This is a genomic window from Pseudomonas sp. PB101, assembly GCF_009764265.1.
Taxonomy (GTDB): Bacteria; Pseudomonadota; Gammaproteobacteria; order Pseudomonadales; family Pseudomonadaceae; genus Aquipseudomonas.
The window spans coordinates 111,051-125,000 of the sequence record NZ_RWIR01000020.1; the positions used below are offsets into that span (position 1 = coordinate 111,051).

A 13,950-nucleotide genomic window follows, 5' to 3' on the forward strand; every position below is an offset into this window, starting at 1 on the left:
GGCGATGGAGTGTCAGTTGACGTTGTGGTGCCTGACACACCATCGCCAGCAAGCCGGCTCCTACAAGGGTCAGCGGTGTGTCGAGGATTCAGGCCAGCACCCCACACATGCCGATGGCCGAGCAATCCACCTGGAATGGACCAAACGCCACACCCTCACTCCTGACCGGCGGATTGCCGGCCAGCAGCCCCATGGCCTTGGCGGTCTCGATATTGCGTGCAATGTTATGGTTGGCCTCCATGGCACGGGCCACACCGCCTATCGAGCCTTGCCCGATCCCCAGCAAGGAAAAGCCATTGGTGATGAATGCCAGGAAGGCGATGATCAAAAGCTTGCACCCTTTCATGCGCCGGCGACTCCTGCGAGTTCAGCCTGTTCAGCGCTCGCGTTTTGCGCGCGGTGTTCAAACTGGATACCGGGATGAGCGACCTGGATCGGTGCTTCGAAGGTGAATTGCGATTGGGCCGAGAGGCTGACCACCAGCACCATGGCAAGGTACAGACCGATCGCCACATAGGCGCCGTGTTTGGCAGAAGTGAGAATTGCGCTGGCCATGATGTTCTCCGCAGGCGTGTTTCAATGCCCACAGAATCGATCAAAAAAGCCTGGGTAACCACTCAGGGATATCCATAGTGACCATCAGCTTCGTTGATCATTGAACCAGACTATTTCAGTCTTCAATAAAACTCATCAAGCGCTCGCGCGCAGCCTCAGGTTCACTGGAAACAGCGTCCGCTGCCGACAGAATCGGGGTCGAATAGAGAAACAGAAGAACCAATGCCAGACGCGTCACCATGCTGCCGATCCTTGCCGTGAGGAGGAGTCAAAAAATCAGCGTCAATTTAAACCTGCGGCAATGTGATATCAAGCGCGACGTTGATGGCAAACTGATACTGTCGCGAATGCGTTATGCAGGAGCGACATCACTCTGATCGTTTTCAACACAAGTGCTGTCGATCATCAGTGACTTCGCTCCTGCATAAAGGCAGGGATAACCGCTCAGGCTTGGGTTTTGTGATCCAGCGCGGCGTAGAAGTTGGCGCTTTGTTGCAGGTATTTCTGGGTGTAGCTCTGGGTGTGGGCTTTTCTGTCGCTGATTTCGCTGTTGGCACTGGCTGGCAGCGCAACGGTGGCGGAGATGGCGGAAGCGGCGATGACAGAGAAGATGTTGAAGTTCATGGCGGTATTCCTCGGATTCAGTTGGCTTGCTTGCCCGGTGGGGCCGTGAAGCAAACTTACGCCTCGAGGGTCCGTGCCTTGAAATGCTTTGTAGCAGTACCAAATATCAGCGTCATTGATAAAAGCAGGCAGGCCCCATCAACCGGGGCCTGCGGCTTATTGACGCGGTAGAAACTTCAGATCGCTCGGGGCGTCCATCGGCAGTTTTTGTACCGTTTTGCCCAGCAGACCGGTCCTGGCATCGCGTTCGACGACGACAATCTGGTTGCTCTTCTGGTTGGCGATCAACAGGAATTTACCGCTCGGATCGAGGCTGAATTCCCGCGGATGATCGCCCTCCACCGCCCGGCGTTGCAGTTCCTTGAGGTGGCCGGTGGCCGGATCGATGGCAAACACCAGCAGTTGATTGGCCGTGCCACGGTTGCTGACGTAGAGGAACTTGCCATCAGCCGAGGTATGCAACGCCGCCGCAGCCTTGTCTGTAACCGGCTGCCCGGCGGCCAGATCGACCATTTGCGTCCGCTCGAGCTTGCCGTCGTGGTAATCGAACACCGCTACTTGCGCGCTCATTTCCATGGTCAGCCAGGCGTGTTTGCCATCGGCGCTGAACAACAGGTGACGCGGCCCACTGCCGGGCGGCAGCTGTACGAATGCCGGGGTGGCCGGGGTCAACGGCAGCTGTGGATTTGCCTTGGGGTCGAAACGGTAGGCAAACACCTTGTCGGCGCCCAGGTCGTTGGAGAACACGTACCTGCCGTCCGGCGACGGGATGGTCGAATGAACGTGGGCCGAGGCCTGGCGCTCGGGATTGACCCGGCTCGCCGGGTGGCTGCTCATCTGCACCACGGGCATGAGCCGGCCATCGGCCGCCACCGGCAAGACCGCAAGGGTACCGCCCGGGTCTTCGGCCACCGAATAATTGCTGACAAACAAATGGCTGCCATCGGCGCTGAGGCTGGAGTGGGTCGGCTCGTTGCCAAGGCTTTGCACCTGACTGATCAGGCTCAGCGCATGGGTCTTGGGATCGATCGAGAAACTGCTGACGCGCCCGACCGGATCAGCCTGGCCCGGGCCGTTTTCGTTGACCACGAACAGATGGCGCTGGTCCTTCGACAGGGTCAGCCACGACGGGTTTTCGCTCTTGATCACTTGCAGGGGGCTGGCATCGATCTGCCCGGTGCCGCTGTTGAACGCCAGGCGGTAGATGCCCTGGCTTTGACCGGCGGTGTAGGAGCCGACGAGCAGTTGATAGACGTCGGCGGATGCGGCCTGGACGCCCATGGCGCCGATGCTGCCGGCCATCAACAGTGGCCAGAGGTTACGCATCGTCCTGGTCGTCATCTTCGTTGTCACCACTGACGACATCGCCCAGGCACACCAGACGGTGTTCGCCCGAGCCACCCGTGATCACCCAGCTTTGCAGCGTGGCATCGAAGGTCGCGGCCTGGATCTGCGCCGGAGTGAACTCCCAGTGTTTGGCCGCACGGCCATCCATGCATTCAATGTGTAGATTATCGAACTCGTCGAGGGAGAATTCGAAGGCATGCAGTCCGTCGATTTCCACCATTCCGCAGTGTTCGAGGGCATTGAGCAAGGTGTCGGTTGGGGCAGTCATGGCAATCAGTCTTTGGATGGGAAAAACGCAATGATAGCTCATGCACCCAAACAGGGTTTCACACATACCTGCAGGAGTTGGCTTGCCAGCTCCCACAGGGATTGGGTCTGCCTGTTACAACCCGTCGCGCGATGGCTGCCCATCCACCAGTCGCTGGATGCGCAGCGGATTGCCGTTCTTCAGCGCCTCCGGCAACAGACTGTCCGGGTAGTTCTGGAAGCACACCGGGCGCAGGAAGCGATCGATGGCCAGTGTCCCCACCGACGTGCCGCGCGCATCGGACGTTGCCGGGTAAGGCCCGCCGTGGACCATCGAATCGCAGACTTCCACACCGGTCGGATAACCATTGAGCAGGATGCGCCCGACCTTCTGTTCCAGCAACGCCGTCAGCCCGGCGAACTGTTCGAAGTCGTCCGGTTCGCCGATGACGGTGGCGGTCAACTGCCCGTGCAGGCCGTTCAAGGCGGCCATCAGTTGCGCCCGGTCGGCCACTTCGACCACTACTGTAGTCGGGCCGAACACCTCTTCCTGCAGCACTTCATCGCCGTCGATCAGCAGGCTGGCATCGGCCTTGAACAACTGCGGCTGTGCCTGATTGCCCTGCTGCGGATGCCCTGCCAGGTGCTTGACGCGCGGATGCGCGAGGAGTTTTTCCAAGCCTTGACCGTAGCTGCCAAGGGTGCCGGCGTTGAGCATGGTTTGCGCCGGTTGATCGGCCATCAGCCCGGCCACTTGCTGCACAAAGGCGCTGAACGACGCAGAGCGAATACCGATGACCAGGCCCGGATTGGTGCAGAACTGCCCGCAGCCCTGCACCACCGACGCCACAAGGTCACGGGCAACCGTGTCGGCCCGCGCCTGCAATGCCTGTGGCAACACAATCACCGGGTTGATGCTCGACATCTCGGCGAATACCGGAATCGGTTGCGCACGGGCCGCGGCCATGTCGCACAAGGCGCGACCGCCCTTGAGTGAACCGGTGAAACCCACCGCCTGAATCGCCGCATGCTTGACCAGTGCCGCGCCGACGCCACCGCCGTAGATCATGTTGAACACGCCGGCCGGCATCGCGGTTTTCTCGGCGGCGCGAATGATCGCATCGGCCACCTGCTCGGCCGTGGCCATGTGCCCGCTGTGGGCCTTGAACACCACCGGGCAGCCAGCCGCCAATGCTGAGGCGGTATCGCCGCCGGCGGTGGAAAATGCCAACGGAAAATTGCTGGCACCAAACACCGCCACAGGTCCCAGGCCGATGCGGTACTGACGCAGGTCCGGACGCGGCAACGGCTGACGCTCAGGCAATGCCCGGTCGATCCGTGCGCCGTAGAAATCACCGCGACGCAGCACTTTGGCAAACAGGCGCATCTGCCCGCTGGTACGTCCACGCTCGCCTTGAATGCGGCCTGCGGGCAACGCGGTTTCGCGGCAGACCAGTGCGACAAAATCATCGCCGAGGGCGTCCAGTTCATCGGCAATCGCATCGAGAAACTGCGCTCGCCGCTCCGCGCTCAGGCTGCGATAGGCCGGGTACGCGGCCGCTGCCGCGCTGGCCGCCGCATCGACTTCCTGTGCTGTCGCCTGGTAGAAATCGTGGGGCAAGGCCTCGCCCGTCGTCGCATCGACACTCTGCAACTTGACGCTGCCGGCGGCGCTGCGCTGTCCGCCAATGTAGTTGTGGCCAAGAATCGGGGTCATGGGTAATTCCTCAAAGTGCGCCGACGCTGCCGGGTTCGAACGCCGCCGCAACCGGTGCGATGCCGTTGATCAATGGTGCGCCGAATTCAGCCTGGGTGATCTCGAACACGTCACCCGGTTGCGTGCGAATGCCGTCGGCGAAGGACAGGGTCGCGGTGCCGAAAAAGTGGATATGCACATCCCCCGGGCGCAGGAACTGGCTGTACTTGAAATGATGGAATTCGAGGTTGGCGAGGCTGTGGCACATATTCGCCTCACCACTGAGGAACTCGTTCTGCCACAGCACTTCGCCGTCGCGCAGGATGCGGCTGGTGCCCGCCAGATGCGCCGGCAGCTCGCCGACCCGCAGTTCCGGGCCGTAGCTGCAACTGCGCAGTTTCGAGTGGGCCAGATACAGGTAGTTCTTGCGCTCCATGACGTGATCGGAGAACTCGTTGCCCACGGCAAACCCAAGGCGATACGGCCTGGCGTCGTGACCGATGACGTACAGGCCGGCAATCTCCGGCTCCTCACCGGCGTCCTCGGCAAACGGCGGCAGGGGAAACGGCTGACCCGGCCTGACGACAATGCTGCCATCGCCCTTGTAGAACCATTCCGGTTGCACACCGGCTGCATCCGCCGCCGGTTTGCCGCCCTCCACGCCCCATTTGAAGATGCGCATGGTGTCGGTCATCGCGGATTCGTCACCGGCCTGCTGGTGCATTTTGTCCCGGGCCGACGCACTGCCCAGATGGGTCAGGCCCGTGCCGCTGACCAGCATGTGCGCCGGATCCTGATGATCCAGGGGAGGCAGGATGCGCCGTTGCGTCAGCAGTTCGGCGTAGTCGTGGCTGATACCCAGGCCAAGACTTTGCACCTGTTGCTCAAGGCTCGCGCCCGCCTCGATCGCTGCCAATGCCAGATCGCGCACGGTGCGCGCAGCCTCCACTTCACGGACCAGGCCGGCCTCGACAACGCCGACACGGCGTTCGCCGTTACTCAATTCGAACTGAACCAAACGCATGAATTTTCTCCTGTTAACGCAGAACCCGGGCAAACACGACTCCCTGTGGGAGCGGGCTTGCCCGCGATGACGGCGGCACATTCAACATTGGTGTGCCAGACAGATTGCTATCGCGGGCAAGCCCGCTCCCACAGGGTTAGTGGTGATTTCCTGTTTCGTGTCAGGTACGGGAAGCCCCACGTGCACTCGCCGCAAATTGATCGGCCGGCAACACATGTTTGCGTTCCAGCAGGCGATAGACCACGCCAGTCAGAATCAGCCCGAACACCATCACGCCAGAGAGGAAATACAAGCCGGACGCAAGATTGCCGGTGTACTCCTTCAACGCCCCGATCACGAACGGACCGAGGTAACCACCAAGGTTGCCCACCGAGTTGATCAAGGCGATCCCCGCGGCCGCGCTGGCGCCAGCGAAGAAGCGGCCCGGCAAGGTCCAGAACACCGCCGTGCAGGAAAACAGGGCGAACGCCACCAGGCACAGCGCCGCCAGTTGCAGCACCGGCACCGACAGCCAGGCGCTGAGAAACAGGCCGATCGCACCCAACACGTAAAGCACGGCGAGGTGGCCGTAGCGGTCATTCAGGCGGTCGGAACTGCGCGGGATGATCAGCAAGCCGACGATCCCGAAGATGTAGGGCACCGCAGACACGAAACCGGTCACCAGGTCGCTGCCGCCGAACTGCTTGATCAGGGTCGGCAGCCACAAGCCCAGGCCATAGATGCTCAGGGTCACCGGCAGGTAGAACAGCGCCAGCAGCAGGACGCGCTTGTCCTTGAGGGCATGCAACGGATTGCCGTGACGGGTCTGGCCATACGCATCGAGATCCTTTTTCAGCTCGCCACTGAGCCAGTCCTTTTCCGCCTGGTCCATCCACTTCACTTGCTGCGGGCCATCCGGCAACCAGCGCAGCACCGGCCAGGTCAGCAGGATCGCCGGGGTGCCGATGACGATGAACAGCCACTGCCAGCCATGCAGCCCCAACACGCCATCCATGCCCAGCAGGCCACCGGACAGCGGGCCGGTGATCACCATCGCGATGGGTTGGGAAAGGATGAACAGCCCGAGGATCTTGCCGCGATGGCGCACCGGGAACCATTGGGTGATGTAGTACAGAACGCCCGGAAAGAACCCGGCTTCGGCGGCGCCGAGCAGAAAGCGCATCACATAGAAGCTGTTCGGCCCCTGGACGAAAGCCATGCCGATGGTGATGGCGCCCCAGGTGACCATGATCCGCGCGAACCAGCGGCGTGCGCCAAAGCGGTCGAGCATCAGGTTGCTGGGGATCTCCAGCAGGAAGTAGCCGATGAAGAACAGCCCGGCGCCCAGACCGTAGGCGGCATCGCCCAGGCCGATGTCGGCGCCCATGTGCAATTTGGCGAAGCCCACCGCGGAGCGGTCCACATAGGCGATCAGGTACAGCAGGATCAGGAAGGGAATCAGTTTCAGCGTGATGCGGCGGATAAGCCGCAGTTCCTGGCTCATGAGATCGGTCTCCGATTGTTGTTGTTATGGAACCTCGGGGGACGCCTCTCGCGAAAACTCGCCAGGGCCATCCCTCCGTTTGAGCGGACTATATAGTAATACTATTTACTCAACAACACTTCCAAAGCGCACAATTTGCGCTTATGTTACGCCTCAGTTCGAACAATATAGTCATACAATAAGAGAATCGATTATGTCTGATAAGAAACCCACCCTGCGCTCCGCCCAATGGTTTGGCACGGCCGACAAGAACGGCTTCATGTACCGCAGCTGGATGAAGAATCAGGGCATCGCCGACCACCAGTTCCATGGCAAGCCGATCATCGGCATTTGCAACACCTGGTCGGAACTGACCCCGTGCAACGCGCACTTTCGCCAGATTGCCGAGCACGTCAAACGCGGGGTGATCGAGGCCGGTGGCTTTCCGGTGGAGTTCCCGGTGTTCTCCAACGGCGAATCGAACCTGCGCCCCACCGCCATGCTCACCCGCAACCTGGCGAGCATGGACGTGGAGGAAGCCATTCGCGGCAACCCGATCGATGGCGTGGTGCTGCTGACCGGTTGCGACAAAACCACCCCGGCCTTGTTGATGGGCGCCGCCAGTTGCGACGTGCCCGCCATCGTCGTCACCGGCGGGCCGATGCTCAACGGTAAGCACAAGGGCAAGGACATCGGCTCCGGCACCGTGGTCTGGCAGCTCAGCGAACAGGTCAAGGCCGGCACCATCAGCATCGATGACTTCCTCGCGGCCGAGGGTGGCATGTCCCGCTCGGCCGGCACCTGCAACACCATGGGCACCGCCTCGACCATGGCCTGCATGGCCGAAGCACTGGGCACTTCCCTGCCCCACAACGCGGCGATCCCGGCCGTGGATGCGCGCCGCTATGTACTGGCGCACATGTCCGGCATGCGTGCCGTGGAGATGGTGCGCGAAGACCTGAAGCTGTCGAAGATCCTCACCAGGGAAGCCTTCGAGAACGCCATCCGCGTCAACGCCGCCATCGGCGGTTCGACCAACGCCGTGATCCACCTGAAAGCCATCGCCGGGCGCATTGGCGTCGAACTGGACCTGGATGACTGGACCCGCATCGGTCGCGGCATGCCGACCATCGTCGACCTGCAACCGTCAGGTCGTTTTCTGATGGAAGAGTTCTATTACGCCGGTGGCTTGCCCGCCGTGCTGCGTCGCCTCGGTGAAGCCAACCTGATCCCCAACCCCGACGCCCTGACCGTCAACGGCAGATCCATCGGCGAGAACACCAAGGACGCGCCGATCTATGGCGAGGACGAAGTGATCCGCACCCTCGACAATCCGATCCGCGCCGATGGCGGCATCTGTGTACTGCGTGGCAACCTGGCCCCGCTGGGCGCCGTGCTCAAGCCGTCTGCCGCCACGCCTGAACTGATGCAGCATCGCGGCCGTGCGGTGGTGTTCGAGAACTTCGACATGTACAAGGCACGGATCAACGACCCGGAACTGGACGTGGACGCCAACTCGATCCTGGTGATGAAAAACTGCGGGCCGAAGGGTTATCCGGGCATGGCAGAAGTCGGCAACATGGGCCTGCCGGCCAAACTGCTGGCCCAGGGCGTGACCGACATGGTGCGCATTTCCGATGCACGCATGAGCGGCACGGCGTACGGCACCGTGGTCCTGCACGTCGCCCCCGAAGCCGCTGCCGGCGGGCCGTTGGCCGCGGTGAAGGAAGGTGACTGGATCGAACTCGATTGCGCCGGCGGCCGTTTGCACCTGGATATTCCGGACGCCGAACTGGCGGCGCGCATGGCTGACCTGCAACCGCCGCAGAACCTGATCGTCGGTGGCTATCGTCAGCTCTACATCGACCACGTGCTGCAAGCGGACCAGGGTTGCGACTTCGACTTCCTGGTCGGCTGCCGTGGCGCTGAAGTGCCGCGTCACTCCCACTGACACCACCCTTCCCCTGTAGGAGCGAGCCTGCTCGCGATGGACGTGAACGATAACGCGCGCTGTCTGGAAGCAAGCGTCGTCTTGAAGTCCATCGCGAGCAGGCTCGCTCCTACAGGGGTTTTGCGTGCCCGCGCCTGCTATCATGCGCGACACCTATTCGCACAGGATCGCGCCGTTTCCCATGGATTACCGCAAACCCTCCGACCGCAAAAGCATGCACTCGCGCATCGTCCAGGAACTGGGCATGCAGATCGTCTCGGGACGCTTCCTGCCTGACGACAAACTGCCCGCCGAAGCGCTGTTGTGCGAAGAGTATGCGGTCAGCCGGCCGGTGCTGCGTGAAGCCACCCGGGTGCTGGTTGCCAAGGGCCTGGTGTACTCCCGTCCGCGGGTCGGCACCGTGGTCAAGCCGCGCAAGGACTGGCACATGCTCGATCCGGACGTGCTGCACTGGTTGATGCAGAGCAGTCCGCAGAACCAGTTTTTCGACCTGCTGACCAGCGTACGCAGCATCATCGAACCAGCCGCCGCCGCCCTCGCCGCGCAATTCGCCACCGAGGCGGACATTGCCTCCATCGGTGAGGCCTACCAGCGCATGGAAGCCGCGCCGACGCCGGAGGCCCTGTTGCAGCCGGACCTGGACTTCCACAGTCGCATTGCCGACGCCACGCACAACGACTTGCTGGCGAACCTGTGCAACATGCTCTCGGTGGCCATCGCCGAAGCCTTGAAGCATTCGAACCAGCGGCCGAACCTGCATGAACTGGCGCTGCCCCGGCACAAGGCGATCCTGACCGCCATCGAAAACCGCGACGCCCTCGGCGCGCGGCATGCGACGCTGGTGCAGCTCGATGATGCACGCAGTGCGCTGAATGTGGTGCTGGGCAGCGATCCCGCCTAAACGCCCCCCCTGTAGGAGCCGGCTTGCTGGCGATGGTGTGTCAGCCACATTGATGTTGACTGGCACACCATCGCCAGCAAGCCGGCTCCTACAAAGGGGTGTTTTTCTGCAGATATAAAAAAGCCGCAACCCTCGGGTTGCGGCTTTTTCATTTTAGCCCTGGATCAATGGGCGAACAGCGAATTGCCCTTCTGCCCCGCCAGTTTTTCAGGCTTGATCAGGAACCGCGCCAGTGCCGGCAACAGCCACAGCGCACCGAACATGTTCCACAACAGCATGAAGGTCAGCATCAGACCCATGTCGGCCTGGAACTTGATGGCCGAGAAAATCCAGGTGCACACGCCGATGGCCAGGCACAGGCCGGTGAACAATACCGCTTTACCGGTGGACTTCAGCGTCTGGTAGTACGCCTCTTGCAGCGGCAGGCCGGCACGCAGGAAGCTTTCCAGACGGCTGTAGATGTAGATGCCGTAGTCCACACCAATCCCCACACCCAGTGCCACGACCGGCAGGGTCGCCACTTTCACGCCGATGCCCATGAAGGCCATCAGGGCGTTGCCGAGCACCGAGGTCAGCACCAGCGGCAGCACGATGCACAAGGTCGCCGCCCACGAACGGAAGGTGATCATGCACATCACCGCGACGCAGATGTACACCAGGATCAGGATGGTCAGCTCGGACTTCTTGATCACCTCGTTGGTGGCCGCCTCGATCCCGGCGTTACCGGCAGCGAGGATGAACTCCAGGCCTTCCTTGTTGTTTTCCTTGGCGAACTCCTGCACCGCATGCACCGCACGATCCAGGGTCTCGGCCTTGTGATCGTTGAGGAACACCAGCACCGGCGCCAGGGAACAGCTGTTGTTGTACAGGCCGTCAGCACGGGCGATGGAGTTGTTCAGCACATCAGGGTTACGCGACAGGGTTTCCCATTTCAGGTTGCCCTCGTTCATGCCCTTGATCATTTGCTTGGACACGGTCACCAGGGAAATCGCCGACTGCACGCCCTCGGTGTTCTGCATCTTCCACATCAGCTCGTCGATCGGCGCCATGGCCTCGTAGCGCGAGCATCCTTCGGACTTGGTCTTGACCATCACCACCAGCACATCGGAACTGGTCGAGTAGTTGTTGATGATGAAGTTGTTGTCCTTGTTGTAGCGCGAGTCCGGACGCAGCTCCGGGGCACCCTGGTCGAGGTCGCCGATCTTCAGGTTCTGGCTGTACCAGAGGCCGCCGCCAAAGGCGATCAGCGCCAGCAGAATGGAAACCGGGGCAACCTTGGCGCTGGCGAAGTTCGACAGCAGACGCCAGAACGGATGCTCGCGCACTGCGTCTTTCTTGCTGCGCTCGACCGCACGCTTGCTGATGCCGACATAGGAAATCGCCACCGGCAGCAGGATCAGGTTGGTGAACACGATCACCGCCACGCCGATGGAGGCGCCGATGGCCAGCTCACGGATCACACCGATATCGATGATCAGCAGCGTGATGAAACCCACGGCATCGGCGAGGATCGCGATCATCCCCGGCAGGAACAATTGACGGAAGGTGCGACGCGCCGCCGTCAGGGCATTGTCCGCCTCGCTCGATTGCAGGGCGATCCCGTTGATCTTCTGCACGCCGTGGGAAATACCGATGGCAAAGATCAGGAACGGCACCAGCATCGAATAAGGATCGAGCCCGAAACCGAAGAAGTGCATCAACCCCAGTTGCCAGACCACCGCCACCAGCGTCGTGCTCAACACGGCGACGGTACTGCGCAGGCAGTTGGTGAACCACAGCAAAAGGATCAGGGTGATGACGAAGGCGATGCCGAAGAACATCACCACCATCACCAGGCCATCGATCAGGTCACCGACTTTCTTGGCGAAACCGACGATGTGGATCTTCACATTCGGGTTCTGTGCTTCGAACTTGGTGCGGATCTTGTCTTCCAGCTCGTGGGAGAACTTGCGATAGTCCAGCGCCAGCAGCTTGCCCTGGTCTTGCGGGTCCGGGTAGGACTCCAGCAGCGGGATGTCGACGATGCTCGATTTGAAATCGTTGGACACCAGGCGTCCGACCTGACCGGACTTGAGCACGTTGTTGCGCAGCAAGTCGAGGCTGGCCTGGGAACCGTTGTAGCTCTGCGGGATCACTTCACCGCCGGCGAAGCCCTCTTCCGTCACTTCGGTCCAGCGAACGCTCGGGCTCCACAGCGACTTGAGGCCGGAACGGTCGACACCGGAGATGTAGAACACCTCGTCGTTGATCTGACGCAGGGTCTCCATGTATTCCTTGGAGAAGATGTCGCCATCGGTGGCTTCCACCGAGATCCGCACGGTGTTGCCCAGGTTCGCCAGATCGTTGCGGTGCTCCATCATCTTCTGGATGAAGGGATGCTCCAGCGGGATCATTTTTTCGAAACTGGTGGACGGACGGATCAGCGTCGCCTGCCAGAACAGAAAAATACTGACCAGCAGGCAGATCGTGATCACTGCCGGGCGGTTGTTGAAGATCAGGCGCTCGAGGAACGTCGCCTTGTCCTGGTGATGAGTACTCAAGGAAGTCATAGCTCCGCCTTCTTATTATTAACCCGGCTCATTTGCCCGACTCGGTGCCGTTCGGCGAAGTGACGCGAACACCACCCTGCCCGGCCAGAACCAGATTGCCATTGCCTGCTGCAGTCACTGCCGAGACCGAAATACGGTCCGCACGGTTGACCACCTTGAAGGTTTCGCCATTGTCGCTGCTGCGGATCACCGAGCCGCCGTTGCCGACGATCACGATGGAACCGTCGTCGAGCAGCGTGCCGCCGGACAGCCCGAACTCCAGGTCACCACGTTCAGCCTTGAGCTCGACTTGCTCCCAGGTACTGCCGAAGTCCGTGGAACGGTAGAGATTGCCGCGCAGGCCGTAGGCCAACAGCGTATTGGCCTGCGCCGTGCCGATCACGCCAAACAGCGAGCCTTCGTACGGACCTTCGAGTTTTTCCCAGGTCTGGCCCCAGTCGGCCGAGCGGAACATGCTGCCCTGCTCGCCGACGATGAACAGCCCGGCGTCCTTGACCGCGGCGATCGAGTTCAGGTGATACTGGTCTTCGTTGTCCAGGCGGTCGCTGGCGTCTTCCCAGTGCTTGCCACCGTCGGTGGTTTCCATCAGCGAACCGTAGGCGCCCACGGCAAAGCCGCTGTTGACGTCCTTGAACCAGACATCGAGCAGCGGCGATTCGCGAGTCAGATCTTCGAATTGCTTGGTCCAGGTGGTGCCGCCGTCCTCGCTGGCGAGGATCTGTGCGTCATGACCGACGGCCCAGCCGTGTTTGTCATCGATGAAAAACACCGACGTCAACAGCGCCCGGGTCGGGACCTTGGCCTGGGTCCAGGTAGCGCCCTGGTCATCGGAATACAGGATGTGCCCACGATCCCCGACCGCCACCAGGCGCTTGCCGGCGTGGACGACATCGAGCATCAGGCTTTTGACGGCCTTGGCAGATTCAATGGAATAAACAACGTCGGATGCTGGCGCCGCAGCGGCCAGCGCAGGTGCCGACAGCATGGCAGAGCCCAACAGCGAGAGCGCTGTGGCCAGCAACGCGAATTTGCGCAATGCCGGCGGGCGGCAGATACCCACACCCATGACAGGCTCACTCATAGACCTTCCCCCATTATTATTGTTAGGTCGTTCAACCTTTCTGGGCGCCGCCAGGGTGCGTGTCTGGACTGGCTGTTTCAGAGCATAGTCCTGAAACCCGCAATCCAGAGCCCCTTCGGAAGCTGGCCTATCCTATCGGTGTTTTTTAATGTCTGACAATCGACGCCACGTTATGTTTTGTTAACCGCGCGGGGATGGGGGTGTTCTGAATGGTTGGGTATCAGGTGGGGTGATTGGGGTTTTGGGTTTTGGGTTTTGGGTTTTGGGTTTTGGGTTTTGGGTTTTGGTGTACATATCCGTTTCTGCGGTAACGGCCACTTAGGGTTCCGCTCTTACAGCGGGTCACTTTGGAAAAGCCCCAAAGTAACCAAAGGGCTCTTGCCCCTGTCGTTCGGTGCCTCGCCTAGGCTCGGCATGCCCTCGCTCCGGTCCTGCTCCGTGGGCCCGCCGCCATCGGCCATCCATGGCCGGGGGCGGCTAACCCGGCATCCATGCCGGGTTGCCCACTGCGCAG

The 13,950-nt window shown here is 61.3% G+C and carries 13 protein-coding genes; 2 read left to right on the forward strand and 11 right to left on the reverse strand.

The window, feature by feature from the left end:
• Positions 1 to 88: 88 nt before the first annotated feature.
• The 9 genes from EI969_RS06230 to EI969_RS06265 form a co-directional block, all read right to left on the reverse strand.
• Positions 89 to 346 (reverse strand): hypothetical protein, encoded by a 258-nt coding sequence (locus EI969_RS06230; RefSeq protein ID WP_160386593.1) that lies wholly within the window; start codon positions 344 to 346, stop codon positions 89 to 91.
• Positions 343 to 555 carry a hypothetical protein gene (locus EI969_RS06235; protein ID WP_160386595.1) on the reverse strand — a complete coding sequence of 71 codons (213 nt, stop codon included), beginning with the start codon at positions 553 to 555 and terminating at the stop codon, positions 343 to 345. Before EI969_RS06235 ends, EI969_RS06230 begins: the two co-directional genes overlap by 4 nt.
• Before the next feature lie 115 nt (positions 556 to 670).
• Positions 671 to 796, reverse strand: coding sequence for a hypothetical protein (locus tag EI969_RS30460; RefSeq protein ID WP_256678246.1), 126 nt, complete (start codon positions 794 to 796; stop codon positions 671 to 673).
• A gap of 203 nt (positions 797 to 999) precedes the next feature.
• Complete coding sequence (locus EI969_RS06240; protein WP_150719150.1) at positions 1,000 to 1,179, reverse strand: hypothetical protein; 180 nt, start codon at positions 1,177 to 1,179, stop codon at positions 1,000 to 1,002.
• 156 nt (positions 1,180 to 1,335) lie between these two features.
• Positions 1,336 to 2,505, reverse strand: coding sequence for a lactonase family protein (locus EI969_RS06245; protein WP_160386597.1), 1,170 nt, complete (start codon positions 2,503 to 2,505; stop codon positions 1,336 to 1,338).
• Positions 2,498 to 2,836, reverse strand: coding sequence for a DUF5629 family protein (locus EI969_RS06250; protein WP_160386599.1), 339 nt, complete (start codon positions 2,834 to 2,836; stop codon positions 2,498 to 2,500). The genes EI969_RS06245 and EI969_RS06250 overlap by 8 nt, the downstream gene beginning before the upstream one ends.
• A gap of 72 nt (positions 2,837 to 2,908) precedes the next feature.
• Positions 2,909 to 4,489 carry an aldehyde dehydrogenase (NADP(+)) gene (locus tag EI969_RS06255; RefSeq protein WP_160386600.1) on the reverse strand — a complete coding sequence of 527 codons (1,581 nt, stop codon included), beginning with the start codon at positions 4,487 to 4,489 and terminating at the stop codon, positions 2,909 to 2,911.
• A gap of 10 nt (positions 4,490 to 4,499) precedes the next feature.
• On the reverse strand, positions 4,500 to 5,492 hold the full coding sequence (gene araD1 / locus EI969_RS06260; RefSeq protein WP_160386603.1) for an AraD1 family protein: 993 nt from the start codon (positions 5,490 to 5,492) through the stop codon (positions 4,500 to 4,502).
• Positions 5,493 to 5,652: 160 nt separating this feature from the next.
• Complete coding sequence (locus EI969_RS06265) at positions 5,653 to 6,975, reverse strand: MFS transporter (RefSeq protein ID WP_160386604.1); 1,323 nt, start codon at positions 6,973 to 6,975, stop codon at positions 5,653 to 5,655.
• Positions 6,976 to 7,168: 193 nt separating this feature from the next.
• Here EI969_RS06265 and EI969_RS06270 point away from each other — a divergent pair, with 193 nt between their 5' ends.
• Positions 7,169 to 8,905 (forward strand): IlvD/Edd family dehydratase, encoded by a 1,737-nt coding sequence (locus EI969_RS06270; protein ID WP_160386606.1) that lies wholly within the window; start codon positions 7,169 to 7,171, stop codon positions 8,903 to 8,905.
• 181 nt (positions 8,906 to 9,086) lie between these two features.
• Positions 9,087 to 9,806 carry a FadR/GntR family transcriptional regulator gene (locus tag EI969_RS06275; RefSeq protein ID WP_032829613.1) on the forward strand — a complete coding sequence of 240 codons (720 nt, stop codon included), beginning with the start codon at positions 9,087 to 9,089 and terminating at the stop codon, positions 9,804 to 9,806.
• A gap of 164 nt (positions 9,807 to 9,970) precedes the next feature.
• On the opposite strand, the gene EI969_RS06280 is transcribed toward EI969_RS06275, so the two are convergent.
• Both EI969_RS06280 and EI969_RS06285 read right to left on the reverse strand, forming a co-directional pair.
• Complete coding sequence (locus EI969_RS06280; RefSeq protein ID WP_160386608.1) at positions 9,971 to 12,355, reverse strand: RND family transporter; 2,385 nt, start codon at positions 12,353 to 12,355, stop codon at positions 9,971 to 9,973.
• 28 nt (positions 12,356 to 12,383) lie between these two features.
• Complete coding sequence (locus tag EI969_RS06285) at positions 12,384 to 13,436, reverse strand: YCF48-related protein (protein ID WP_160386610.1); 1,053 nt, start codon at positions 13,434 to 13,436, stop codon at positions 12,384 to 12,386.
• Positions 13,437 to 13,950: the final 514 nt, after the last annotated feature.